Origin of the sequence: Acididesulfobacillus acetoxydans, assembly GCF_902729405.1 — a bacterium.
In the GTDB taxonomy this organism is placed as follows: Bacteria; Bacillota; Desulfitobacteriia; order Desulfitobacteriales; family Desulfitobacteriaceae; genus Acididesulfobacillus; species Acididesulfobacillus acetoxydans.
In genome coordinates, this window is the sequence record NZ_LR746496.1 from 1,116,702 (window position 1) to 1,141,042 (window position 24,341).

General features: G+C 54.1%; 19 protein-coding genes, 1 pseudogene, 2 riboswitches and 1 other annotated feature. Of the genes and pseudogenes, 13 read left to right on the forward strand and 7 right to left on the reverse strand.

Features of this window, described 5'->3' with window-relative positions; translation table 11 throughout:
• Positions 1–30 precede the first annotated feature (30 nt).
• From MNU25_RS04955 to MNU25_RS04965, 3 genes are all read right to left on the reverse strand, one after another.
• Entirely contained in the window at positions 31–801 is a 771-nt protein-coding gene (locus MNU25_RS04955; protein WP_240984054.1) for an ABC transporter permease, read from the reverse strand.
• A complete protein-coding gene (locus tag MNU25_RS04960; protein ID WP_240984055.1) occupies positions 794–1,777 on the reverse strand; it encodes an ATP-binding cassette domain-containing protein in 984 nt (327 codons plus the stop codon). The genes MNU25_RS04955 and MNU25_RS04960 overlap by 8 nt, the downstream gene beginning before the upstream one ends.
• 216 nt (positions 1,778–1,993) lie before the next feature.
• Positions 1,994–2,620, reverse strand: coding sequence for an EXLDI protein (locus tag MNU25_RS04965; RefSeq protein WP_240984056.1), 627 nt, complete (start codon positions 2,618–2,620; stop codon positions 1,994–1,996).
• Positions 2,621–3,145: 525 nt separating this feature from the next.
• Between MNU25_RS04965 and MNU25_RS04970 the strand changes: the two genes are divergently transcribed.
• Positions 3,146–3,538: a hypothetical protein gene (locus tag MNU25_RS04970; protein WP_240984057.1), complete on the forward strand. Its 393-nt coding sequence runs from the start codon at positions 3,146–3,148 to the stop codon at positions 3,536–3,538.
• Positions 3,539–3,830: 292 nt separating this feature from the next.
• On the opposite strand, the pseudogene MNU25_RS20430 reads toward MNU25_RS04970, so the two are convergent.
• Positions 3,831–4,643: pseudogene (locus tag MNU25_RS20430) on the reverse strand (polysaccharide deacetylase family protein); the annotation flags it as partial.
• Positions 4,644–4,925: 282 nt separating this feature from the next.
• Here MNU25_RS20430 and MNU25_RS04980 point away from each other — a divergent pair.
• The 9 genes from MNU25_RS04980 (at position 4,926) to MNU25_RS05020 (ending at position 15,595) form a co-directional block, all read left to right on the forward strand.
• Entirely contained in the window at positions 4,926–5,345 is a 420-nt protein-coding gene (locus tag MNU25_RS04980; RefSeq protein WP_240984059.1) for an RNA polymerase sigma factor, read from the forward strand.
• 41 nt (positions 5,346–5,386) lie between these two features.
• Positions 5,387–5,634 (forward strand) — a binding site (T-box leader).
• 358 nt (positions 5,635–5,992) lie between these two features.
• Positions 5,993–6,856: a prephenate dehydratase gene (gene pheA / locus MNU25_RS04985; RefSeq protein WP_240984060.1), complete on the forward strand. Its 864-nt coding sequence runs from the start codon at positions 5,993–5,995 to the stop codon at positions 6,854–6,856.
• A gap of 184 nt (positions 6,857–7,040) precedes the next feature.
• Positions 7,041–8,426: a B12-binding domain-containing radical SAM protein gene (locus MNU25_RS04990; protein ID WP_240984061.1), complete on the forward strand. Its 1,386-nt coding sequence runs from the start codon at positions 7,041–7,043 to the stop codon at positions 8,424–8,426.
• 459 nt (positions 8,427–8,885) lie between these two features.
• Entirely contained in the window at positions 8,886–10,178 is a 1,293-nt protein-coding gene (locus tag MNU25_RS04995) for a cytochrome c biogenesis ResB family protein (RefSeq protein ID WP_240984062.1), read from the forward strand.
• A 186-nt stretch (positions 10,179–10,364) separates the two neighbouring features.
• Complete coding sequence (ccsB, locus tag MNU25_RS05000; RefSeq protein WP_240984063.1) at positions 10,365–11,351, forward strand: c-type cytochrome biogenesis protein CcsB; 987 nt, start codon at positions 10,365–10,367, stop codon at positions 11,349–11,351.
• Between the two features lie 376 nt (positions 11,352–11,727).
• Positions 11,728–12,147: a PadR family transcriptional regulator gene (locus MNU25_RS05005; protein WP_240984064.1), complete on the forward strand. Its 420-nt coding sequence runs from the start codon at positions 11,728–11,730 to the stop codon at positions 12,145–12,147.
• A gap of 356 nt (positions 12,148–12,503) precedes the next feature.
• Positions 12,504–12,806, forward strand: coding sequence for an autorepressor SdpR family transcription factor (locus MNU25_RS05010; RefSeq protein WP_240984065.1), 303 nt, complete (start codon positions 12,504–12,506; stop codon positions 12,804–12,806).
• A 169-nt stretch (positions 12,807–12,975) separates the two neighbouring features.
• Entirely contained in the window at positions 12,976–13,662 is a 687-nt protein-coding gene (locus MNU25_RS05015) for an SdpI family protein (protein ID WP_240984066.1), read from the forward strand.
• Between the two features lie 314 nt (positions 13,663–13,976).
• A riboswitch (SAM riboswitch) is annotated at positions 13,977–14,106 on the forward strand.
• A gap of 199 nt (positions 14,107–14,305) precedes the next feature.
• Entirely contained in the window at positions 14,306–15,595 is a 1,290-nt protein-coding gene (locus tag MNU25_RS05020) for a homocysteine synthase (RefSeq protein ID WP_240984067.1), read from the forward strand.
• A 127-nt stretch (positions 15,596–15,722) separates the two neighbouring features.
• On the opposite strand, the gene MNU25_RS05025 is transcribed toward MNU25_RS05020, so the two are convergent.
• Positions 15,723–16,742, reverse strand: coding sequence for a HoxN/HupN/NixA family nickel/cobalt transporter (locus MNU25_RS05025; protein ID WP_240984068.1), 1,020 nt, complete (start codon positions 16,740–16,742; stop codon positions 15,723–15,725).
• Between the two features lie 198 nt (positions 16,743–16,940).
• Positions 16,941–17,130, reverse strand: a riboswitch (cobalamin riboswitch).
• 314 nt (positions 17,131–17,444) lie between these two features.
• Between MNU25_RS05025 and MNU25_RS05030 the strand changes: the two genes are divergently transcribed.
• Positions 17,445–19,742 (forward strand): bifunctional alpha,alpha-trehalose-phosphate synthase (UDP-forming)/trehalose-phosphatase, encoded by a 2,298-nt coding sequence (locus tag MNU25_RS05030; RefSeq protein ID WP_240984069.1) that lies wholly within the window; start codon positions 17,445–17,447, stop codon positions 19,740–19,742.
• 83 nt (positions 19,743–19,825) lie between these two features.
• Positions 19,826–21,592, forward strand: a complete 1,767-nt coding sequence (locus MNU25_RS05035; RefSeq protein WP_240984070.1) for a glycoside hydrolase family 13 protein — start codon at positions 19,826–19,828, stop codon at positions 21,590–21,592.
• 243 nt (positions 21,593–21,835) lie between these two features.
• On the opposite strand, the gene MNU25_RS05040 is transcribed toward MNU25_RS05035, so the two are convergent.
• The gene (locus MNU25_RS05040; RefSeq protein WP_261487090.1) at positions 21,836–22,144 is read right to left on the reverse strand and encodes a cell wall-binding repeat-containing protein; all 309 of its coding nucleotides are present in this window, start codon (positions 22,142–22,144) and stop codon (positions 21,836–21,838) included.
• Between the two features lie 305 nt (positions 22,145–22,449).
• On the opposite strand from MNU25_RS05040, the gene MNU25_RS05045 reads away from it, so the two are divergent.
• A complete protein-coding gene (locus MNU25_RS05045; protein ID WP_240986731.1) occupies positions 22,450–23,157 on the forward strand; it encodes a response regulator in 708 nt (235 codons plus the stop codon).
• 57 nt (positions 23,158–23,214) lie between these two features.
• Here MNU25_RS05045 and MNU25_RS05050 read toward each other — a convergent pair whose 3' ends face one another.
• Positions 23,215–23,928, reverse strand: coding sequence for a zinc dependent phospholipase C family protein (locus tag MNU25_RS05050; RefSeq protein WP_240984072.1), 714 nt, complete (start codon positions 23,926–23,928; stop codon positions 23,215–23,217).
• Positions 23,929–24,341 lie beyond the last annotated feature (413 nt).

The window sequence follows — 24,341 nt, forward strand, 5'->3', positions numbered from 1 at the left end:
GCAACCGGCTCTCATTTCCAACAGGGCGGTTCAAGCCGCCATTTTCTTCAAAGACCTTATAGCCCACCAGAATGTGACAAGGGCCAGGAGGACGACGATGATGAACCCCTTGATGACGTCTCCGTTGTGGATGTTCCCGGCGAACAGGGCACGGGAAGCAGTGACGGCGTAAGAAAAAGGGTTGATCTTCGCCAAGTCTCGCAACCAGAGGGGAGCCAAGGCAAGAGGCAGCATGATGCCTGACAGTAGGGATACCGGCAGAGCAATCGTGTTCAGGGTGGAAGCAAGAGTATCTTCAGACTTGAAGATAAGGGCGAAGGCGTAGGACATGGAGGCCATGGCAATGGCAATCAAGGCGTAGAGCAACAGGGAGAGCAAAAACCCGCCTAAGTTGACGCCTAAGCCGAAAGGGAGCGCACAGACCGTAATCAAGATACACTGGACCAGAAGCACGACCACATCTTTTAGGAGCCTGCCCAGGAGAATGGCCGATCTATGGGCCGGGGTGACCAGAAACCGCTCAATGACCCCGGTGCGGATCTCGTCAACCAGACCAAACCCGACAAAGGCGGAGCCGAACAGGGCCAGCATGACTAACAGCCCCGGGATAAACACCTGTACGGTCTTGCCGGCGGGTAAACCGGGTACGCCTCCTAAACTTTTCAAGAGCGGCATGAAGAGAAACAGGTACAAGAGGGGCTGGAACAGGTTGAGAAAGACCCAGATGGGATTGCGCAAGGTGTGCTGCATACTCCTTCTAAACATCAAGCCGGTGTCGCGGAGTGTTTTCATCTTACCCATGAACATGATCCTCTCTCAATGAACGACCCGTGTGTTTAAGGAAGACATCATCCAAACTGGGTTTGGCCAAAGAGATGCTTTGCACCGGTAAATGCCGCGTATCCAGCAGGCGCAGGAGAGCGGGCAGCACCTGTTCCCCCTGGCTCAAACGAAGATGGAGAAAATGGTCTTCCGCTTGGGTTTTCTCCGCTGGGGATTTCTCCGCCAGCAGTGCTTGGGCCTGCCGAGCGGTTTGCTCGCTCGCAAAGCCGAACACCAAGGAATCGGCGCCGATATCGTCTTTCAGTTGAGTCGGTGCGCCTGAGGCCACGATTTCTCCATTATCGATAATAGCTATGGTATCGCAGAGCTTATCCGCCTCATCCAAATAATGCGTGGTGAGGAGGACCGTGATGCCTTCGTCGCGCAGGTGCCGGATTTCTTTCCACAAGTAAGCTCTGCTTTGGGGATCGAGACCGACTGTGGGCTCGTCGAGCAGTAAGACGTCCGGATGGTGAATCATGCCCAGAGCCAAATCCAGGCGGCGGCGCTGACCGCCGGAATAGCTGAGAGCCCGCCGCTCGGCAAAGGAACTCATCTGAAAGCGGTCGATGAATTCCAGGGCCCGCTTTGTGGCCGTGACTTCGTCCAGACCGTAGAGCCGAGCTTGCAAGACCAGGTTTTCCAGTCCGGTGGAGAGAGAATCCGTTCCGCCGGACTGACTGACATAGCCGATGCACCGGCGTATGTCCTGTTGCTGTGTGCAGAGATCATAGCTGTTGATCCGGGCTTCGCCCGCGCTGGGCAAAAGCAAGGTCGCCAGCATTTTCTGGGTGGTCGATTTGCCGGCGCCATTGGGACCAAGGAAGCCGAAGATTTCCCCTTTGCCAATCTCCAAATCAATCCCTTTGACCGCTTCGACTAATTGTTTCTTGCCTTTGGCTTTGGTAATAAAGCTTTTGCGCAGTTTTTTTGTCTCGATGATCGAATTAGACACAAGATGCCTCCCTCATGCGGATTTTTAAGCGTGGGTTGTTTGTCCACTGAGGCCAAGCGGCCAACGCGGATGTCGTTGGCGTGATGCCGTAGGGCTTCGGCTGCGCTTTCCGTAAAAAGCATTGGCCTGAAGTATATCATAGCCTTTTGCCTGACGAATCACGGGCGTTGGGTTCACGTGAACTGGAACGGCCTTCGAGGCTAACTCTCGGGTTTTCTAAATGTCCAGGTCTTCTATCGGGTCGTCGCGTAAGGCTTGACGGGTCGCCTGATACAACTCTTCCGGAACGTGTTCCCCGACTTCTTCGAGAGAGGCATAAATCTCCAGACGGTGTTCCGCTTGCTCAGACCAATCCTGCCAATCCTTCATTTTGGGATACTCCTTCATGGTGTACTCATCCGAGCGCGGTTTAGCTTGCGGATGGTCTTGTTTCCAGGCTTTCCACCATTCTCCCCAGTTCGCGGACTGCCTGTCCCAATCCCAGTCCCAGTTTTTCCAGTCCGAGCCGTCCGAGTACCACCACTTGGGATGGCTCGTGATTGAGACGGCAAAGGCCCCTTTAGCTGTTTGGTAAATTTTGTACCACAGTTGTTTTTTTGCGGCGTCGTCGGCGACATGCCCTTTGGCCAGCAATTTGCCCCAAAATCTCTTGCGGGTGATGGCGACTTTTCCCACCTTGACGATAATCTCTTCTAACCCTTTGGCCCTAGCTTCCGCATTTTCAACATAACGGCGCAGCGCTCCGGCAATGGTAGCGGACAGATTTTCACCGGCGAGTTCCTGGGCTCGCTCGAAAATCGGTAAATCACCGTCGGAGACATAAATGGTTTTGTTTGGCATCATCAATTGACCTCCTTGAGTGCAAGGGGTAAGTGGTCTTACGTGCGAAGAGGCGGACAAGGCGAACTGACTTTCCTTGGCATATGATAACATAGTATACGTATAGAATCAAGCGCCGGCGAACATTTTTTCCGACGCGGGCGTTGTATGCGCAGAGGTGCGGGGCCTGCCTCTTCCTTCAGGGTGATTTTGCTCAGCGGTACAGCACGGAGGCTCACGAGAAGTACAAACACGTTTGTCGGGGCCCGGTCATGACCAAGAGGCTTAGCCGCCTGCCTCTGGCTTTGGCCGGCTTTAGCCAGGGGGGAGATTCAGAATTGTTCGCCTGTCAGCAGTCACCCTTAGTTTTGTAAGCTGGGCCGCTGCCGTTAAGAGGCAATGCGGAGTGTAGAGTACGGAGGTGTAGAGTACGGAGGTGTAGAGTACGGAGGTGTAGGGTACGGAGGTGTAGGGTACGGAGTATTGTGTACGGAGAAAGCAGGCTGGGATTGCGGGAGAATTCCGAGAACGGCAACCTGAGGGTCGAGGATGAGCGAGCGTAAGGGCAGAGCGAGCCTAGAGACTGAATCAGAGCGGTTGGCTCTCAGGCCCCGTTGGCAGCGTCAGCGGAAGAGGGAGAGAAGGAAGGGGGAGAAGAGGGAGACGGGGAAGAGGAAGAAGGAGACGGGGAAGAGGAAGAGGGAGACGGGGAAGAGGAAGAAGGAGACGGGGAAGAGGAAGAAGGAGACGGGGAAGAGGAAGAAGGAGACGGAGAAGAGGAAGAAGGAGACGGAGAAGAGGAAGACGGAGACGGAGAAGAGGAAGACGGAGACGGAGAAGAGGAAGACGGAGACGGAGAAGAGGAGGATGGGGACGAAGAGGAGGGTGGAGCGCTTGGCGGCTTGGCTGTGCTGTCTTTCGGTGCTTGGTTGGGGACTTTGAGATTTGGGTTTTTGCCCTGCGGCCAGATCACAGGGAAGCTGTTCGGGTTGGCCAGGGCTTGGGGCAAGGAAGCTACACCTAAATTATTCTGGTACAAGATATCGAGCAGCCGGTGAACTTCGCCACTGAGCCCGGGATCCCAATGGAGGAGGATAATGGAACCGGGTTGAAGCGGCTGGCTGTTGTAAGTCTGCACGGTATCCCCACTCATGACGGCGTCCCACATGACGACATGCTTGATTCCGGCTTGGTAGACCGCCTGGCGGACGGAGGTACTGTAATCGCCGTAGGGCGGGCGAAAGAGGGTGGGTGCCGGTCCCAAGGAAGAAAGATAGGTTTCGGCCGTCTGGACCTGGTTTTCAACCGCCTGAAAGGGGAGCTTGGCCAGATCGGGGTGGGAGAAGGTATGGTTTTCGATAGTGCCCCCGGCGGCTAAAAAAGCCCGCCAATAATCGGGGTGCTCCTGTGCAGCCTGCTGGATGAGAAAGGCGGTGACTGGCAAGTGCTTTTGCCGCATGAGCTGAAGCAGGGGTTGACTGGGAAACCAGCCGTCGTCAATTGTTATAAAAACAGCTCGCTCTTTGACCGCCAGGGACCAGATAAGGTCGGCTGTTCCCTTGGCTCCGGTTCCGGGAGAAACGCTGGGGCCGCTTGCGGGTGCGGGGGCCTGTCCGGGGTCAGGCGAAACGGCGCCGGGAGAAGAGCCGTGGGCAGCGTGGTTTGAAGGTGGAAAATGCGGATTTTGGCCCCGTTTAAGGGGTGGTACGGGGGCCGACGGATAAGGCGCCTCCGCCGCCGGCGAGGAGGCATTTGGCAGGGAAGAGGCGGAAGTATTCGGAGGGGAGGGGGAGGGAGTCTGCCCGGAGAGAAAAGAAAAAGCGGAAGTATGTCCCGAAAGAAAAGCGGGCCGGGGCAAGACGAAAAAGGCGAGCGCTCCGGCGAGTAAGGTGGTAGCGGCGATGGCGGGAATCACGTAACGTCTGGGCACGAAAGACACCTCGTTTGCATGCCGCGTCTGTCCGGCGATCTTGTTCTTTGAGGCATTCGACTTCCGGCTTATCGATTCCTCCTTTTTTCGACCGACCGGAGATTCCTTTTTTTGCACTTTCTCCCCTCGCGGGGATAGCCTGTTTGAGTCTTGGCAAGATCTGCCCGACAACGGGGGCAAGAGACGATGAGGCAGGAATCAGGCAGGGAGCATACGGGGACGGGCGGCCTTCGGACTGCTTCTGTACTTTGAATTGACCGGCGTGACCAAGAGCGCCGTCCAACGAAAAAGGATCGCGGCAGTATGGAGCGCAGCCGGCGTGCAGAGTATAATGGGAAGTGAAAAAATTGTGGGGGCCAGGTTTCCCTAGTCGGGTGAAGAGAGCGGGGGGATTGGGCATTGGCATTTCTTGACCGGAATCTTGAACTATTCGAGATTCTCTTTAGGCAATCTTATAGGCAACTTTATCTCATTGCCTTTTCAATAACCGGTGATAAAGAGCTCAGCGAGGATGCTGTTCAGCAGGCCTTTGCCCAAGCGTATGTGAAAATGAATCAGCTTAAGGACAAAAGCAAATTCCTGGCCTGGGTCACGGCTATCACTGTGAATCAGGCCAAAGATCTAGTCAAGTCTGCCAGGCGCCACAAGGTTATACCCATAACCGACGACATGCAAACGGCCGGCCTGCAGGATTCGCTGGAACAAACTTATTTGCTCAAGGACGAGGTGGCACATGTTCTCAAGGTTTTGTCAGAAGATGAGGCGCAGATTTTAGAGGTTGTGGACCGGCGTGAGGGATTTGCCGCGGCCGTGTCTTGACACCCGAACGCGAGTAGGCTACACTAGAATAAACTTCATAGGCAAAGGCGATGACAGAGTAAAGTAGACGACAGGCGGATTTTCAGGGAGGAAGGGTCGCTGACTGGAAGCCCTTCTAAAAAAGCGGTGGTTGAAGTTCCCTCTTGAGCTGTCGGCTGAACAAAAAAAGTAGGCTGGAACGGTTCTTCCCCGTTAAAAGGAAGAGGGTATCGGATTGTCTGTCCCGTACCTTTAGTGAGTGGGCATTCTTTGCCAATCAGGGTGGTAACGCGAGCTTCTCGTCCCTTAGGGATGAGGGCTTTTTTTGTCCTATCGGAACGTATAACTGTTCCGCAGGATTAAGGATAAGTTACTTGCGTCAGCCGTCTCGCAGGGGCTCGCCGCCTGTCGGGTTCTCTTCAGCCCGGTTAGAAGGTATAAGTGGGATTAGGGCAGAAGCGCGGACCGGCACATTCTGTACCCTAGTGAGCGGGCCATTTTCGGGCCAAATTGGGTGGTAACGCGGAAGTCCACGGCTTTCGTCCCAGAGGGGAACAGCCGTGGGCTTTTTATTTGTTTGGGCTAGCAGCGGCGCGCCGCCGGGGAACGCGTCGGACAGCCAAGTATCGAAGCGAAAGAAAGGCAACGCTAAAGGAGGTCGCTTCGCCATGGAAGGGGCAAAGATTGGTTATTTGGGCCCTCGGGGGAGTTTCTCGGAAGAAGCTCTGTTGTCATTTCTGCAACGGGGAAACGGAGACTTCCGGGGTGTTTCTGCGGAGGGCTTTGCCACGATTGCTCAAGCCATCCATGCTTGTGGGGAAAAGCGGGTTGATTGGGCTTTTGTGCCGCTGGAGAACTCGACCGAAGGTCAGGTGAGCATGACCTTAGATTGTGTCGCGGAAAGGGAGGAACTCCTTATTTATGAGGAATTTGTCCACCCCGTGAGCCAGTGCCTTCTTACTTTACGGCCGCTGGGATTTGAGCAAATTCGGCGGGTCTATTCCCATCCGCAGGGGTTCGGCCAGTGCAGGGATTTCCTGGAGACTCATTTAAGCCAGGCCGACCAGACCGTTTGCCGAAGTACCGCGGAGGCAGCCCGAATCGTGGCCGAATCGGACCAAGCCTGGGCGGCCATCGCTCCTCGGCGGGCGGCGGATTTATATGGCCTGCAATGTTTGGAGCAGGGGGTCCAGGACAACAAGGACAATACTACCCGTTTTATCTTAGTGGGCCATTGCTTGCGCGAATTGTCCGGGCTGGACAAGACGTCTCTTTTCATGCGCATCGAGGACTCCCCGGGTTCACTCTGCCGGATGCTGCAGGAGTTTGCCAGCCGTGGGATTAATCTGACTAAAATTGAATCCCGCCCGGCGAAGGGAAGGCTGGGAGAGTACGTCTTTTTTGTCGATGTGGACGGCTACGTTTTTGCGCCGGAGATGCAGGAGGCCCTCTGGGCATTGAAAAAGAACCGGGTCGCCATCCGGCTGTTGGGGTCATATCCGAGGCAGATGGACATTGATGAATCACGGTAAAAGGTGGTAAAATGTATAGGGCTTTAGCGAGATTACTGTCGGGATATGGCATCAGATCGGACCCTTCGGTATTCTTGATGTGACATGGCTTCGTTTGACCATAGAGTACCGTTGGACCGATTGACGGCAATATTGGGAATCGTCTAACATGCCGCCTTGAGTATCGTTGAAATGGGGGTATAGCATGCATATCGCATTCCGGAAAATTATGCTCATCAACCCGCCCGCGTCGCTGCGCCTTTGGGAGCCGCACAGCGAAAATCTTGGCCTCGGTTACTTGGCTGCCGTTCTTGAGCAGTTGGATTACCAGGTGAGTATCCTTGACGCGTCGCTTTTCCGGCTCGGTGTGTCCGCGACGCTGAAACGGATTCGGGAGGAACAGCCGGATGTTATCGGTTTTCGCCTGCTCGAAGTCAATATGCCCTACTTCGTCGACCTGGTGGTCCAGCTGCGGCGCGGGGGTTACTCCGGGCATATCACGGCGGGCGGACCGGTCGCCACAATGATGGACTCGGAGATTCTTAAGTTAGTCCCGGGGCTGGACAGCCTCATGGTCGGGGAGGGCGAAGAGACGCTGCCCGAGCTGCTGGAGGCGCTCAACTTGTCAGGTACCGCCAGGCCCTCCGGAGAACGCTTGGCGGGGATACTCGGCCTGTGTTACCGTGAAGGCGAAGCGAGCCGGAGCAACGGACCCCGCCCTCTCATTGAAAATCTCGACGCGCTGCCTTTCCCGAGAAGGGACACGCTGCCAGATATCCTCAGGTGGGGACGTCTGCCCATGATCATTTCCTCCAGGGGGTGTGACGGGCACTGTATCTTCTGCTGTCCGGCTGCAATGAACGCCAAATCGCCCGGGCCCAAGTGGCGTCCGCGCAGCGCCGGCAATGTCGCAGACGAGATCGAGGATCTGCAAAGACGTTACAATGTGGATCATCTGGATTTTCTGGATGACAATTTCTTCGGACGCGGTGAGGTGGGAGTACGGAGAGCCTGGGATTTCATCGAAGAACTGCGCCGGCGCGGTTTACGGATCCAGTTTTCGATCGAGTGCCGGGTCGACAACGTGGAGGAAGACCTCTTTAAGGCCTTGCGTGACGCCGGGTGCGTAGAGGTTCGCTTGGGCATTGAGTCAGGTGTGCAGCGTATCCTTGACCGCTACGGCAAAGGGACGACCGTGGAGAAAAACCGTGAGGTTTTACTTAAACTCAAAGAGTGGGGCCTGGCGGCTAAAATCGGATTTATCCCGTTTGACCCGACGATGTCTGTCGAGGAACTGATGCAAAACGGGGAATTCTTGCGCTCGGTGGGTAACCCCGAAGCTTTCAACTATAACAAGATCGTGGTGGAGGTTGGGACTCCTTTGGAACGCTTGTTTGAGAAGGAGGGGCGTCTGATCAAACCCGGGCCGTGGAAGCGCGATTACACGTTTGACGACCCGAAGGTAGCCGTTTTGTGGAAATTGGTCCGGGGATATGCGACGGCGAAGCGGACAGCCTTACAGCTCGCTGATGGGTGCAAAGTAGGGTTGACAGACTTCCAGGCGTCGCTTCACAGGCAAAGCGTCAGATGAGCAGCTGTCAATATGATACCAAAAATACGATCGCCCAAAAGGCGGTCGTATTTTTGAGATATCTACACAAAAGTTTCATTTTTTTTGAGATAGTACGCGATTATTGGCTATGGTGAGAAAATTGGCGGGAATCGATAATAACTGATAGAATTGTATCGAAAATGTATTTCGAGGACTTCCAAGAGGATGAAAGGCTGGAAAAGGCCGTGTTCAGGAGTGAGGTTCGTCAGATGTCCATGTTTGGAGAGGCGTAGGTGAGAGGGTGTTGGCGCAAACGCCAGACTAGACAACAGCCAAAAGGACAAGCTATGTAAGATTCCGCTTGTCTTATGCCAAAAATAATAATAATATGGTTGGGTAAGATTTTTGGACTTTCAGCCCGCTCAACTCTCATCCCGACAAGCTGAGAGTTGAGCGGGGGTAGACTTTGGCTGGCTTCAAGTTGAAGGAGACGTGAATATGGAAAGAGAAACGCGCACCGGATGGGGTCTGGTGGAAGAATGGCTGACATCCATGAAGTTGGGATTGGTTCTCCTGGGGATCATTGCCATCACCGCCGGCCTGGGAACTTTTATTCCGCAATTTGATCAAAGTCCCCAAGAGGCCCTCAAGGTGGCACAACTCTGGCAAACGCTGGGGTTTACGCAGATTTACAGTACATTCTGGTTTCGTTTTTTGCTGGGCTTACTGTGCTTGAACCTGGTGGCCTGCAGTCTCCGCCGCTTTCACGGGATTTACGGGCGGGTTTTTCGGCCCCGTCCGCCGGGGACTGCGGGGGAGCTGCCCGCCAAGATCCGGACGGAGATCAGGGGCGATTATCATGTCCTGCAAGACTCTGTGCAGAGAACCCTGGCACATAAAGGATTTCGCCTGACGGAGCAGGAGACGGAGACCGGCTGGTCTTTTTTGGGCCTGCGCCGGCGTTGGGGCTATTGGGGTTCCTTCGTGACCCACATGGCTTTTGTCATTTTGGTACTGGGTGCCTTTATGAGCAGCCTCCTCGGCGCCAAAGGGTATTTCATGGTCGGTGCGGGGAGTACCCTGTCGCTCCAATCGATCATGACCGAGGGCAGGGTTGGCCAGAATTTCAATGTGCGGGTGAATTCGGCGGAAAAGAAGTACCTGCCGAACGGGCAACTGGATAACTGGTATACGAATTTGAGCCTGATCAGCCTGGGCGGGCGCGTGTTGGTACGGAAGACAATCTCGGTCAATCATCCCTTGACCTACAAGGGAATCACTTTTTATCAGAGCGATTATACGAGCGGGGTGCGTCTTACTGCCGACGTGCGGGGGAGCAAGCAAGAGGTCCTCTTGAGCGAACAGAGCGACTATTACAATGTCCCGGGGACAGAACTTTATTTTATGGTGGCCCAAATTGCGGGAAGTGAGCAAAAGCCTCAAATGCTCTATGGGGTTTATAACAATAATGGTCAGACCGTGCAGCAGGGAACGCTCAGTAAGGGCCAAACGGCCAGTATCCAGGGAAAATACAAAATGACTCTCGATGGCTATGCTCCGTTTACGGGCATACAGGTCAAGAAAGACCCGGGTGTGGGGGTGGTCTGGCTGGGTTCGGCCCTGCTTCTGGTCGGGCTGTTTCTCTCGTTTTATTGGCGGCCCTCCAGGGTGGCTGGGGTGCTCAGCCGCGTGGAGGAGACGGAGGAAGGAATTTTGGCTCTGGGGATGACCGCGGGAAAAGACACGGAAAGTTTCCTGAGTAAAATGAGAAAATCAAGCGGGGACGTCTAAGCCGGGAAGAGAAGAAAGCTAAAGCTAGGGAGAGAAAAATGTTTAAGGCGGGGAGAAAAGAAAGTCTAAGCCGAGATGGGGAGAAGTTTAAGCTGGGTAGAGAAGAAAGTTTGAGTCGAGGAGAGAAGAGAGTTTAAGGGAATAGGGGATCCGGCAAGAATTTGGGCCGGGCAGAGGAGGTTGACCATGAGTCAAATACTGAAAGGGTTTGAAGGGCCGTTATTTTACCTGCTGCTGGCGGCGTATGTCCTCGCGACGCTGCTCTATTGGGGCGGCGCGCTTGGGAAAAAGAACGGCCTGAGCCGGGCCGCCACCTGGGTTACGGTGGCCGGTCTCGTCATCAATACAGTCACCGTGGGGGTGAGGATGCTGATTGCCCACCGCCCTCCGCTCGCCAACGGGTATGAGTTCATTCTGACATTCTGTTGGGGTATCGTGGCGGTTTATCTTTTTGCCGAATTCCGTTACAGGCTGCGAGCTTTGGGTTCGTTTGTCCTGCCTGTTCCTGCCTTGCTCCTGCTCTTTGTTGAGATTGCCATCAGTCCGGCGGAGAGGAGCTCGACGGCGATTATGCCGGCTCTAAAAAGCCAGTGGCTGACCATCCATGTCGCCACCGCCATGCTGGCTTACGGAGCTTTTGCGGTTTCTTTCGGCTTGGGGGTCATGTATCTGCTCAAAGAGCGTAAGATCCGGGTGACCGGACGTGTGGGCGGGCCGGTTCCCGGCGCTCCCGGAGACGCTGAGCGTGAGACCATGTCGGCGGCGGAGAGTTCAGCGACTGGAAGTTTGCTGGCCGGGTCAGAGTTGTCAAACGGGGCCGACGAGGTGAACGGGGGCGTACTCGCTCGCTTTCCCGCTCTTGAAGTTCTCGATGAACTGGCTTACAAAGTCGTTGCTTTTGGGTTTCCTCTGCTTACCCTCTGCATTATTACAGGGGCCGTGTGGGCTAATTATACTTGGGGAACTTACTGGTCCTGGGATCCGAAAGAGACTTGGTCCCTGATTACCTGGCTGGTTTACGCGGGCTATCTCCATGTCCGCTTTACCCGGGGGTGGAAGGGCAGGCCGGCTGCTTGGCTGGCGGTGCTCGGCTTCGCAGCGGTGCTCTTTACATTTTTCGGGGTCAATTATTTTCTGCCGGGCCTTCATTCCTACGCGAATCCCGGCGGGTGACAGCGCGGTTCAAAGTACTGGAACATTGCCGTGGCGGGTACGAGTGAGACGGTGAGGCGGAGCGGCGGAGCGGAAGATATCGGAGTCATTAGGCACATGGCGGATAACATGGCGCACTTGCTCAACCGGCTCAAGGAATGATTGGCGGACGGCCGCGTGCCTTATTGACAATTTTTCTATCTGATAGTAGCATATAGGGCAGATAATTAGCGGCATAGGGGGCGCGCAACGACCGGCAAAACGGGAGACCGCCCCCCGCCCAAGTCAGGACTCTGGGGATCTTGTACATCTAAAATATCTATTCGATGGACGGCTGTCGGGTAGGGTCCTAAGTGCTGTGCGAGCCGGGATACTTGCAAGGGAGGAAACTGCTAAAATGTGTGATACCTGCCATGGACTCGAACATGGTCATGGCCATGGAACGGGCCATGGAGAAGGTCGCGGCGATTGCCACTGCAAACTGTCCGGCAAAGTGGAAAGATTTATTCAGCCCTGCCTGCTTCTCAGCTTGCTGCAGCATTCATCTCATGGTTATGAACTGCTTGAGCGTTTATCGGGTTTCCGCTTCTATCCCGGTGCCCCGGATACCGGCGCGGTCTACCGTCATTTACGACGTCTGGAAAATGGCGGTTATGTCGAATCACACTGGGAAACCGGAGATGCGGGCCCCGCTAAACGTATTTACTCGATCACCCCGGATGGGCAGGACATGCTGGAGGCGTGGATTGAGGAGTTTCGTGATCGCAAATCGGCCATGGAAGACTTTATAGAAAAGTACGAGCGCTCTTCCAGGTAAGGCCGCGCCGGTAGGTGATATGGCGCAGGAGAGCGAATGGTGCGCATATGATAATGTGCCACGCTTGTGCATTTCCAAGTATCCCTCAGTTGACAGGGAGGAAGCAGGGGACTATAATCAATTTCAGATATATTTAGATGTTTAGCTAAGCAAAGAACGGTGTAATTACACGAGAGCCGGAAAGGCAGTGAATCCCGGGGAGTTCTAAATTTGTGAGACATCCAGTGTATGGGGACATCCGATATGTGGGGAGATCTAATGTATGGCGGCATCAAAATGAGGCGACGCGAGTGACTTCGGGAATTGGCAAGAGTGGCCTAAGGAAGTCACAAGAGTGGCTGAAGGAAGTGATAAGAATGACCAAACAGCAGTCTACTTTCCAGGCCCTGTCCGATCCCACCCGAAGACGGATTCTTCGCTATTTGCGGGAAGGGGATCTGACCGCAGGTGAAATTGCAGCCAAGTTTACGATTACTAAGCCCAGTATTTCGCACCATCTTAGTATCTTGAAACAGGCTGACCTAATTAGTGACCGCCGCAGTGGGCAAAATATAGTTTATTCCTTGAACACCACGGTTTTCCAGGATATCCTTAAATGGTTTGCGGATTTCTTAGGGACGGAAGGGCCTGGGGGCGAAGGGCAAAAGAAAGGGAAGTAGCGATTTGGCCGGGCCGCACCGGTTCACGGAACACTCCGACTGTGCAGATGGCAAACGACCGGAACGGCCGGGCATTACAGGGAGTTGTTGGGGCAGACGCCTAGGCTCCCCGGCGGCAGCGACAAAAAATGAAGATTCTTCAAACCTATGGGCAAAGGAGAGATTAGTTATGCAAAGAGATCCGTTGATTTCGCGTCATGACCATAACGACAGATTGTTTCAGATCCTGTCCGCCCTGATTGTGATCCTGATGTTTGCCCTTTCCCTTTGGGCTTATCCGAAGTTGCCGGCCCGGGTTCCCTCTCATTGGAATGCCGCGGGAGAAGTGAACGGCTACAACACACCTTTTGTCGGGGCGTTCCTGATGCCGGTGCTCACTTTGGGAATTTGGCTCCTCTTCTGGCTTATCCCCCGCATTGACCCCCGGAAAGCGAATTACCGCTTGATGAACAAGGTCTTTTGGCTAATTAATTTCGTCACCGTCCTGTTTCTCGGATTGCTGCATACCGGAATCATCTTCGCCGCTTTGGGTTTGCTGCGCACGGGCCTTGTTCCTGCGTTCATTCTCGGCGGGATCGGGTTTTTGTTCATTGTGCTGGGGAACTATATGGGGAAAGTGAAGTTTAACTATTTCTTTGGCATCCGTACGCCCTGGACTTTGGCCAATGAAGAAGTTTGGTACAAGACGCACCGCGCGGCCGGACCGGCCTGGGTGATAGGGGGTCTGATCCTGCTGTTTTCCAGCTTTTTGCCGAAACAGTTCACGGTTCCCTTGGTTTTTGCTGTCGTGCTTGTCTTAGCCCTCGGCTCCATGGTCTATTCTTATATCCTCTATCAAAAAGTGGCCCGGCGCTAGCGGTTTCCGCGTCTTCCGGCTCCCGTTGGCTCCCGACTCTGACCAAAAGGAACCTGTCAGCTCTGTACTTTTTAAGGGGCGGCCGGAGCCAGGCCCAGGGAAAGGGGCAGCCGGGGGCTGCCGGATCCGGGCTTAGGGGCGGCCGGCGGGGATATCCTGCTGCAACATCGTAATGCTCCGCTGCCTGCCGGTAAAGAGAGTTCGGGTTGCCGCCGGGGAGATCCTGTCAAAGTTGTTCTTGACTTGCGCTTATTTTTGGCTATAATTTCACTATCGGATAGTAAACCTAGTAAGTTAGTCAATTTTATATTTTCCACTCATCAAGAGCGGCGGAGGGACTGGCCCGATGATGCCCGGCAACCGGTAGTTAAGGGGAGCTGTCTGCGGGAGCTTCGGACTACAAGGTGCTAATTCCTGCAGAACGCGGGTTCTGAGAGATGAGAGAGTTTGTTGGCGACAAAGACCTCTTCACTCGGAAGAGGTCTTTGTGCGGATCTGAGGTACCACGGTCTCGTTATTGCAGTGCCTTATTGCTTGATGACACCCAAGAAAACGTTCTCTGGTGCCGCGCACTGCGGCATAAGACCAAGCGGCTGGCAACGCTTGGCGGATTTTAGGTGATTAACTGAAGGAGGAGTAAAGCATGACCCAGTCCAAACAACTCGGTTTCGAGACAATCGCTTTACACGGAGGGCAGATTCCGGATTCTGCCACACTCTCACGGGCGGTCCCGATCTACCAGACCTCTTCGTATGTGTTTCGGGATACGGAGCACGCCGCTAATCTCTTTGGCTTAAAGGAGCCCGGAAATATTTACACCCGGATCATGAATCCTACCCAGGATGTCTTGGAACAACGCGTGGCTCAGCTTGAAGGCGGGGTCGGCGCCCTGGCGACCGCTTCCGGTCAGGCCGCAATCATGTATTCCATTCTGAACATCGCCCAGGCCGGAGACGAAATCGTGGCCTCGAGTTCCCTGTATGGGGGGACATATACCCTTTTCGCCAACACCTTGTCAAAACTCGGAATTACCTTTCATTTTGTGGAATCCGACCGCCCGGAGGAGTTTGGGGCTAAGATTAACGAGAGGACCAAAGCCCTATATGTGGAAACTATTGGGAATCCTCGTATCAACGTGGCCGATCTTCGGGTTATTGCCGACCAGGCCCACGCTCACGGGATTCCGCTGATCGTGGATAACACTTTTGCCTCACCCTATCTTTGTCGGCCTTTCGAGCACGGCGCTGACATTGTGGTGCACTCGGCCACCAAGTTCATTGGCGGGCATGGGACATCCATTGGCGGAATCATTGTGGACTCGGGCAAGTTTGCCTGGGATAACGGAAAATTCCGTGGTCTTTCAACCCCCGATCCCAGCTACCATGGGGTGGTGTATACGGAAGTGTGCGGGCCGGCCGCTTACATCGTGAAAGCCAGGGTGACTTTGCTGCGCGACACGGGTGCCGCCCTCTCTCCTTTCAATTCGTTTCTCTTCCTGCAAGGGCTGGAGACACTCCCTTTGCGGATGGAACGTCATGTGGAGAATGCTCAAAAAGTGGCGGAGTTTCTCAGTCGCCACCAACTTGTCACTTGGGTAAACTATCCGGGGCTTCCTGATAACCCGTATCATGCCTTGGCCCAAAAATATTTGCCCAAGGGTGCGGGCGCGATTTTCACCTTTGGACTCAAAGGGGGGGTCAAAGAAGGGGCCAAATTTATTAACAGCCTCCAACTCTTTTCTCATTTGGCCAACGTCGGTGACGCTAAGTCTCTGGTTATCCATCCGGCCAGTACGACGCACCAGCAGCTTGACGAAGCGGCCCAGCGTGAGGCCGGAGTGACGGCGGACATGATCCGCCTCTCGGTAGGCTTGGAAACGGTGGAAGACCTCTTGGCGGATTTGGATCAGGCTCTGGAAAAAACCATCCCCTGAATTAGTTCAGGGGATGGGCGGGTCATCTCAGCAATGCCGGAAGGTGCTTGGGAATGCCCACCTTTCGATGAGCGTTTTCTGCAGTAGAGTCATTGGCCAGGGGAATCTGCGCCTTGCTTGCTCCCTCTCAGGCAAGGCTGTTTTCTTTTTCACTGAGGCGAAGCAATTTCCAGCCGGCGAATGATATGGCCCAAACCACCACGAACATGCCGACAAGGATGAACCCCATTACATTGAAATCCAAATGCTGCAGCCAGAGCCAAAACCCGCTGTCCCGGCCGCTCTCTTGCGCAAACACTTGGCCCACTTCGATGATGCCGATAACTCCCGCGGCTAAAATGGACAGACCGGTTATCGTGAGATTGTAATAGACTTTCCTCAAAGGAGAAGAAAATACCCACTGATAAGCAGTGCTCATAAAGAAACCGTCCAAGGTATCCATCATGCTCATACCCGCCGTAAAAAGAATCGGGAAGGCCAGGATGGCCACCCAGGGTATGCCCGCAGCAGAAGCGCTGGCCGAGGTGGCGAGCACAGCGATTTGGGTTGCAGTGTCAAAACCGAGTCCAAAGAGAAATCCCACCAGATAAACGTGCCGGTTATTCGCGACCATATCGAATAAGCGGTTGATCGTGCGATTGACCACTCCTTTGTCGGGTCGCTCCGCGCTCTCCGGAGTGTACGTGCCGTTGCGCATGCTGCTGAACGTTTTCAGGATGTCTTTAAGTATGACGAAATTTATGGCAGCCAAAAGGATAAGAAAGACTCCGGAAACAAGAGTGGCAATAACGCCTCCCACGGCTTGAAATTGAGGAAGGGCGGCTTGAGCCCACTTCACGGCGAAAATGGTCAGCAGGCCCATGATGATGACTACGGTGGAATGTCCGCATGAAAAGAAAAACCCAACTCCTTTAGTCTTCTTCTGCTCCTGTATCAACTTGCGGGTCATATTGTCGATGGCGGCGATATGATCGGCATCGAAAGCATGGCGCAGTCCGAAAGAATAAGAGAGTACGGCCATGCCCAGAAGTTCCGGGTACTTAAAGACACCAGTTGAGAGAAGGATCAAGCCGGTGAGAAAAATCGCCAGGATGGCGGCACCGTATTTCAAGGCGTCCAAATGTTTCCGATTCGAAATGTCGCTCATGATCTTACCTCCGTGAAGCTTTTCTTCAATGGGCTGGCGCAAGTTTTCTTATGCCGTGGGAAGTTTACTTTCTGAGCGGAAAACCAAAACCTAGGAAAACAAAAAACCCTTACAACTGAAGGGTTTTCTTAAGCGGTACTGGGAAACAATGGATTTCCCGAGGACATACAGATCCACCCCCTAACATTCCCGTAGGTCGCAGTAACTCCTGAATGAGCAGGTCTCCTGGCTCAAGATCATCGTCAACCCACGTCTTCCCGGGTTAAACCCCAGTGACACTTTGTGAGTCAACTCTCTTCTACAGTGGCGGGTACCGCGTCAGCTTCAACTGACTTCCCTTTTCAATTCCTTCCCTCAGGAAAGAATCACTCATCCGGTATTCAATTTACGACTGACTATACAGGAAGAAGGAGGGCTTGTCAAGACCTTGTTGCGCATGAAAAATTACAGCCGTTACTGGGCAGGATTAAAAGCAGGGAAGCCAGTGGCGGTTTAAGGGGCTGATGGCGGCATTACTAACATCCTCCTGCCTCTGAAGGGGCCGGGTTGCAGCACAGATGAGGGGGTTTTTAATTGGCGGCTGCCCGGAAACTGCTTGGGCCGGAGCGACATGGACGAATGACAACCCTGTGTGCTATAATAGAGTTGTCAGGAAACAACTGGACAGGATCTTGTTTCGGCTGGTAGAGGAGGAACGAACAGATGCGATTATTGGTTGTTTCAAACAGGCTTCCGGTGAACGTAAGTGTGGCAGACGGACAGGTTCGCTTTACCCAGAGCACGGGAGGCCTGGTATCAGGGCTCAGTTCATATCTGGATTCGCTGGGTGGGTCTGTTTCCGGCGATGTCGAATATGTCTGGATTGGCTGGCCGGGGTTGACTGTTCCCGAGTCCCTGCAAGAGGAGGTGACAAGCCGCTTGCACGCGGATTTCCGGGCTCATCCGGTCTTCCTCACGGAGGAAGCCATGGACAAATTCTATCACGGGTTCTGTAATGAAATCATCTGGCCGCTGTTTCACTACTTCCCTTCCTATGCGAAGTATGAAAGCGACTATTGGCAAAATTACCGAGAGGTTAACGGGCTGTTTCGGGATGCGGTCTTGGCGGTGGCCGAACCGGGGGACATCATTTGGGTGCATGATTACCACCTGATGCTGCTGCCCAAGTTATTGAGTGAAGAATTGCCGGAAACCCCAGTGGGGTTTTTTCTGCATATCCCGTTTCCGTCTTACGAAATTTTCAGGCTTCTGCCTACCGACTGGGGAAACAAGATCTTGAAGGGGCTGCTGGGGTCCCGCTTGATTGGCTTTCATACTCAGGACTACACTCAGCATTTCCTCGACTGTGTGCGCATCCAGTTGGGGCTCGATGTTGTTGAAGGCTGGATCCGTGACCTGGGGCACCCGGTGCAGGCCGCTTCCTTTCCCATGGGCATTGATTTTGCCAGGTTCAACAGCCCGGCGGGGTTAGCGGATGTCGAGAAGTATCAAGCGAGCCTTGACCCCATCCTGGGCGGACTGAAGACGGTGTTATCCATCGACCGTTTGGACTACTCAAAAGGAATCGTTCATCGCCTGCGGGGATATGCGCTCTTCCTGGAGAAATATCCCGAATGGCTGGGGAAAGTGGTTCTGCTGCTGATCGTGGTCCCCTCTCGGATCGGGGTGGGGCATTATCGACTGCTGAAGAGGGAAATTGATGAAACGGTGGGCCGAATTAACGGCCGTTTTGGCAAGATAGGCTGGACGCCGATCATTTACCAATATAAGTTTCTTCCCTTTGAGCCGCTGCTAGCCATGTATCGGAGCAGTGATGTGGCCCTGATCACACCTTTGCGCGACGGCATGAATCTCATTGCCAAGGAATACATTTCGGCCCGGGCCGATCGGACGGGCGTCCTGATCCTAAGTCACTTAGCCGGTGCTGTCAAAGAGGCGAGCGAGGCCTTGATCATCAATCCCAACAGTCCGGAAGAAATTGCGGCGGCTTTGAAAGAGGCTTTAATGATGCCGGCGGAAGAACAGATTCGGCGAAATACCTTAATGCAAGAACGTTTTCGCAGTCACAATGTGGTTCAGTGGTCAGGCAACTTTTTGCAGAGGCTGTTGCCGGAGGCAGGCGTGAGTGTGGGGGAATCCGGTCGTTCCCCCGGCCCGGATATTCTGGAATCCCGGCCCCATGGCTTGAACCAAAGCGCGAAAGCTAAACTCTTCCAGAACTATGCCCGTGCCCGCCGCAGGCTGATCCTCTTGGATTATGACGGCACTTTGGTCCCACTGGCGGCTAAGCCCGAGTTGGCGATCCCGGAGGCGGAGGTGGCGGAAACCCTGAGCGGGCTCACGTCCGTGCCGGGGAACGATGTGGTGGTGGTCAGCGGCCGGGAGCGCACACTTTTGGACGAGTGGTTTGGCGGCCGCGGCTTGTCTTTGGTGGCTGAGCACGGTATCTGGGCTAAGGAAAAGGGTGCGGATGCCTGGCGTCTCACCTCGGACTATTCCAACGTCTGGCAGAGTAAGATCAAGCCGGTTTTGCTGGGCCTGTCGCAAAGGCTTCCCGGGACATTTGTCGAAGAAAAGGAATATGGCTTGGCCTGGCATTACCGCATGGCCAGGCCTAAGGAAGCCGAGAATCTAATCCTGAAGGTGGGTAAAACCCTGCAGCACCTGGCTGAGCGCTGGCAATTGGAATTGCTCCAGGGCAACAGGGTTATCGAGGTCATTCCCAAGGGTGTGGACAAAGGCAAAGCTGCTCTCGAATGGCTGCAACGGGTGAACTATGATTTTGTCATGGCCATCGGAGATGACGAGACTGACGAGCGCATGTTCAGGATTTTGCCGGCGTGGGCTTATTCCGTCAAAGTGGGCGAAGGGCATTCACTGGCCCGCTTTGCGGTGGCAGGCCCTGCGGAAGTTTTGGCACTTCTGCGCAGTCTTGAACCGGAGCGAAGCGAGGAGAGTCAAACACCCCAAAAAATGCAGCCGGAGGCAGGTACTTTTTGACGGGGAAGGAGTAGAATGAGACATGAGACCGTCGGGAATACTGACCCGGGTTACGGTACAGACTGATCAACGGGGTGAATGATTTGGAGCGAACCTGGTGGAAAGAAGGGGTCGTCTATCAAATTTATCCGCGCAGTTTCCAGGACAGTAACGGTGACGGGATTGGAGACCTCAGGGGTATCCTTTCCCGGCTGGATTATCTGCAGCGTTTGGGCGTGACGATTCTCTGGCTCAGTCCGGTTTACCGGTCGCCAAACTATGACAACGGTTATGATATCAGCGACTATTATGCCATCATGCCGGAATTCGGCACGATGGCGGACTGGGAGGATCTGCTGGCCGAGGTGCATCGGCGCGGCATGAGACTGATCATGGACCTGGTGGTCAATCACACTTCGGATGAGCATCCTTGGTTTATCGCATCCCGTGACCGTGAAAGCCCCTATCGCGGCTATTATATCTGGCGTCCGGGAAAAGAGGACGGCCGCGAGCCCAACAACTGGGCATCCGAGTTTGGCGGTTCGGCCTGGGAATTCGATGAAGCGAGCGGGGAGTATTATCTTCACCTTTTTTCCCGGAGACAGCCTGATTTAAATTGGGAGAACAGGAGTCTGCGCCTCGACATCTACCGGATGATGACTTGGTGGTTGGAGAAAGGGATCGACGGTTTCCGGATGGACGTGATCAACCTGATTTCCAAAGATCAGACTTTGCCCGATGCTAAGAGGGAAAGTCCGGGAAGTCCGGCCTGGGGCAGGAAGTTTTATCGCAATGGGCCCCGGCTTCAGTACTTCCTGCGCGAGATGCATGCTAAAGTTCTGAGCAAGTACGATATCATGACAGTGGGGGAGACCCCGGGGGTCGATCCGGACAAAGCCCAAGCCTTGGCCGGGGAAGATCGGCACGAGCTGAGTATGGTCTTTCAGTTTCAACTGTTGGAAATCGATTATGAAGCCGGTGACAAATGGAAGATCGTACCCTGGAAACTGTCTGATTTCAAGAAGATCATCTCGTCTTGGCAAGACGGGTTAGAGGGGACGGGTTGGAACAGTCTCTTTCTTAACAACCATGACCAGCCCAGGGCCGTCTCCCGCTTCGGCGATGATACTGTCTTCAGAGTGCAGTCGGCGAAAATGCTGGCGACCTTGACCCACACTTTGCAGGGAACACCCTATATTTATCAGGGCGAAGAGATTGGCATGACCAATGTCAGGTTTCCCGAGATCTCTTCTTACCGTGATATAGACACGCTCAACTTTTACGAAGAGGGGCTGCGTTCGGGTTTGAGCCGGGAAGAAGTCTTGAAGACCATCTGGGCCAGGGGGCGTGACAATGCGCGGACCCCCATCCCTTGGGACGAGACGGAAAACGGCGGTTTTACGAGCGGCGCGCCCTGGCTTAATCTCAATCCCAATTATGCCGAGATCAACGTGAAGAAAAGCCTGAATGAGCCGGATTCTGTTTTCTATTATTACCAACGGTTAATCGAGCTGCGCAAAGAACGGCGGCTTTTGGTCTATGGCGACTATCACCTTCTTTTACCGGAGGATGAGCAAGTGTTTGCCTATCTGCGCACGCCGAGGATCCGGGGGGGCCGTTGTTTCACGGAAAAGCAGCTGGAAGAAGTGAAAAAAGTCGAGGAAGAGTTGTTTCGGGATACCGGCAAGGAGATGATCCTGGTGGTTCTCAACTTTTCCGCTCAGCCGGCAACTTTCGTTCTGCCGGAGAAGGCTGCCTTTTCGATTTATCATTTGCTCCTGTGCAACTACCCCACCGGGCAGGAAGCACCGTTGCGCCTGGAGCTGAGGCCTTTTGAAGCCAGGGTTTACACTCTTGAGGCCTGTCCCTGACGCTCGGAACCGTTAAAGGCAACAACAGGTTGAGCGCCGATAAAAAGCGGATAAGTGTGCTGTTTTCAGGAGCCGGCTTTGCGAGAGGGGCACTAGATCGATCATCTGGTGCCCTTCTCGAGCGTTTTAGGGGCGAGACAGTAGATGACAGGACCTGACGAAAGCGCAGGGTGTTGCAGGAAGGGGTTCCTTATGACCCGAGGAACCCCCTTGTGAAGGACTTGGTCGTGGTGAAACCGTCAGCTATTTGACTAAGGCCCTCATAGCGCTGACCTGGCTGTCAGACACCACAGCCTTGCCGCCAACAACCACAATATGGCTATTTTTGTCCTTGAGGGCGGTCAAATAGTTCTGGGTTGCAGTTGGCACAGAATTGTTGACCAGGATGACCGGAGAATTGGTTCGGGCGGCCAGGTTGCCGGCCACCAGCGCATCCACGAAATTCATACCGGTGGTGATGTATACAAAATCGGGTTTTAAATCTAAACCTCTGGCCACGGCAGTTGCCGTCCCAAACCGGTCAAGGCCCGAGTACCGGGTCGCTTTAGGCAGGGAATTAAGAACACTGTCACTGAACTGTAGCCGGGGCCGCCAAACATTCCAACACTTTCTCCATTATTGCCTCTAAAAACCCCCGATGTCTCTATTTCTCGACAAGGATCGAAACCCTAGAATACGATGGGCCATCCGGCGGGCTTGACCCTTGAGTCCGGTTCGTTCGGCAGAGTATCCTCGTTCCGGATTTAACAAAGAGTTTACCTCAGATACACATCCGGTTAACACGCCCTTGCTAACATGAACTTAGATTTAAGCCCAAATTAGCGGAGAGAAGGAGTTCATGCGGCATGGCAGTGCCCCTGTCAGTCATCTTACTTATTGAGGACGACGTCTTAATTCAAGAACTGGTTAAGTTCAATTTGGAAAAAGAGGGCTTTGAGATTCTGGTTGCCGGTGATGGACGGAGGGGACTGGAACTAGCCAAGGCCAGGAAACCCCATTTGATTCTTTTGGATTTGATGCTGCCTGATTTGGATGGGTTCGAGGTTTGCAAAATCCTGCGTGCGGACGAGAGCATGGCGGAGGTTCCCATTATAATTTTGAGTGCCAGAGGCGAAGTGGTTGACAAAGTGATTGGTTTGGAACTGGGTGCGGACGACTATGTCAGCAAGCCCTTCAGTACGCGCGAGCTTTCGGCGCGAATTCGTGCCAGGCTGCGGGGGGACCGGCGGGCAAAAGATACCGGCCAGGAGGGATCAAAAGTCGTCTGGGGAGAATTGGAGGTTTGGCCGCAAAGTTACATTGTGACTTTGGGCGGTGAGCCGGTGAACCTCACCGTCAAAGAGTTCCAACTGCTCCTCATGCTGGTTTCCCATCCTTACCAGGTCTTCAGCCGGGAGTATTTGCTGGAAAAAATCTGGGGTTACAGCATCAATGGCGACACCCGTACGGTGGATGTGCACATCAGCACTTTGCGGAGCAAACTAAAGCGCCTGGAAAATGTACTGGAATCTGTGCGCGGAATCGGTTACCGTTTCGCTTCGCCGGCGGGCGGGAGAAACTCCTAGTCTGTGAGGATTGAGGTGCGGTCCTTATAAGTGGAGGTTGCGGACTGAAATTCCTCTTCAGAGACTTAGGGTAACTCCCGTCAGTTTTTTACGAACAAAGTCCAAAAATCCTGCGGTCGTGCCGATCGTGAGCGGAATGAGTTTGCGGGCGGCTTCGGTATAGGAGGGCTCCGGGTTCCCCTGTTCCCAGGAGACGCGAGAGTAATAGGCGCGCGAGATCTTGGCGTTGTATTCCACCCATTGACTGGGATGTGAGAAATTCGGGTAGGACCCGCTTTCCAAAAGAGGAAATTCAGACCAGTGCCTGGCGGCCCACTTTTCAAATTCCTGGTGTCCGTTGAAAATCATTCCTACCGAATGATGGGGCACACACATGTCTTGAATCAAATGCAAAGCGGCGCCCAAAAAGAACATCCCTTTGAACACGTCTTTGTCCATAAAAGTCAAGGCTCTGTTGTAGTAATACTGACATTCGGCCGTGGCTCCGGGCCAGAGGATGCTTGCTCCTTTGCCGGGTTTACTGTAGAAGTGGTGCACGTTTTTCCAGCCTCGGTCAGCCCAGAGCAGACCCTTGCCCAAGGAGGCGTGATAGGGCCGGAAAAAGGTGGCCACGTCCGCTTTCCCGTCTCTAGTCAAAACGTCATACGCTTGCTCCAGGCAATGGACATGCGTGACGCCGGGCGTGTCGAAAAGATACTGCAAAGGTCCGATCGGTGCGAGGAACATTTTGGTCAGGCGCCCGATCGTCTGTCCCAATATTTCCTGTTTCATGAAACACCCCCCCGTTCATCCGCTTAAATTTTAAATCAAGAGGGTTAAGGGACGATTTGTTTCTTGTAAATTGGGTGTAATAAGTTGGACCGGGAGTGTAAAAAATCCGGTTGCCTGAACTGAACCCCTGTTCTTGGCAGTGGAGACGTTTCCGATGGGCCCGCGTGCCTTTAAAAAGTCGCATCCGGGAATCAAGGTGCGGAATGTTACGCTTCCCTTGGCCTGCGGCATGAGAAGCGCAAAAGACCCCTCGGTCCGCCGGAGAGCCAGGGAAGTTTAACGAATTTTTAACCTGAATGTTAAACCGGGCTAACAATTTCTTTGTATGATGGGGCCGTGTCTCCGCCGCACGGCAAAGGGCGGGGACCTGTTAAGTTCAGGAACCCGCCCTCAGTGTGAAAGGGTCTTACTGT

Excerpts from the sequence above, each read along its gene's own strand:
- MNU25_RS04955 (WP_240984054.1), bottom strand. The coding sequence starts at position 801 with ATGGGTAAGATGAAAACACTCCGCGACACCGGCTTGATGTTTAGAAGG.
- MNU25_RS04965 (WP_240984056.1), bottom strand. The coding sequence starts at position 2,620 with ATGATGCCAAACAAAACCATTTATGTCTCCGACGGTGATTTACCGATT.
- MNU25_RS04970 (WP_240984057.1), top strand. The coding sequence starts at position 3,146 with ATGAGCGAGCGTAAGGGCAGAGCGAGCCTAGAGACTGAATCAGAGCGG.
- pheA (WP_240984060.1), top strand. The coding sequence starts at position 5,993 with ATGGAAGGGGCAAAGATTGGTTATTTGGGCCCTCGGGGGAGTTTCTCG.
- MNU25_RS04990 (WP_240984061.1), top strand. The coding sequence starts at position 7,041 with ATGCATATCGCATTCCGGAAAATTATGCTCATCAACCCGCCCGCGTCG.
- MNU25_RS04995 (WP_240984062.1), top strand. The coding sequence starts at position 8,886 with ATGGAAAGAGAAACGCGCACCGGATGGGGTCTGGTGGAAGAATGGCTG.
- ccsB (WP_240984063.1), top strand. The coding sequence starts at position 10,365 with ATGAGTCAAATACTGAAAGGGTTTGAAGGGCCGTTATTTTACCTGCTG.
- MNU25_RS05005 (WP_240984064.1), top strand. The coding sequence starts at position 11,728 with ATGTGTGATACCTGCCATGGACTCGAACATGGTCATGGCCATGGAACG.
- MNU25_RS05010 (WP_240984065.1), top strand. The coding sequence starts at position 12,504 with ATGACCAAACAGCAGTCTACTTTCCAGGCCCTGTCCGATCCCACCCGA.
- MNU25_RS05015 (WP_240984066.1), top strand. The coding sequence starts at position 12,976 with ATGCAAAGAGATCCGTTGATTTCGCGTCATGACCATAACGACAGATTG.
- MNU25_RS05020 (WP_240984067.1), top strand. The coding sequence starts at position 14,306 with ATGACCCAGTCCAAACAACTCGGTTTCGAGACAATCGCTTTACACGGA.
- MNU25_RS05025 (WP_240984068.1), bottom strand. The coding sequence starts at position 16,742 with ATGAGCGACATTTCGAATCGGAAACATTTGGACGCCTTGAAATACGGT.
- MNU25_RS05030 (WP_240984069.1), top strand. The coding sequence starts at position 17,445 with ATGCGATTATTGGTTGTTTCAAACAGGCTTCCGGTGAACGTAAGTGTG.
- MNU25_RS05050 (WP_240984072.1), bottom strand. The coding sequence starts at position 23,928 with ATGAAACAGGAAATATTGGGACAGACGATCGGGCGCCTGACCAAAATG.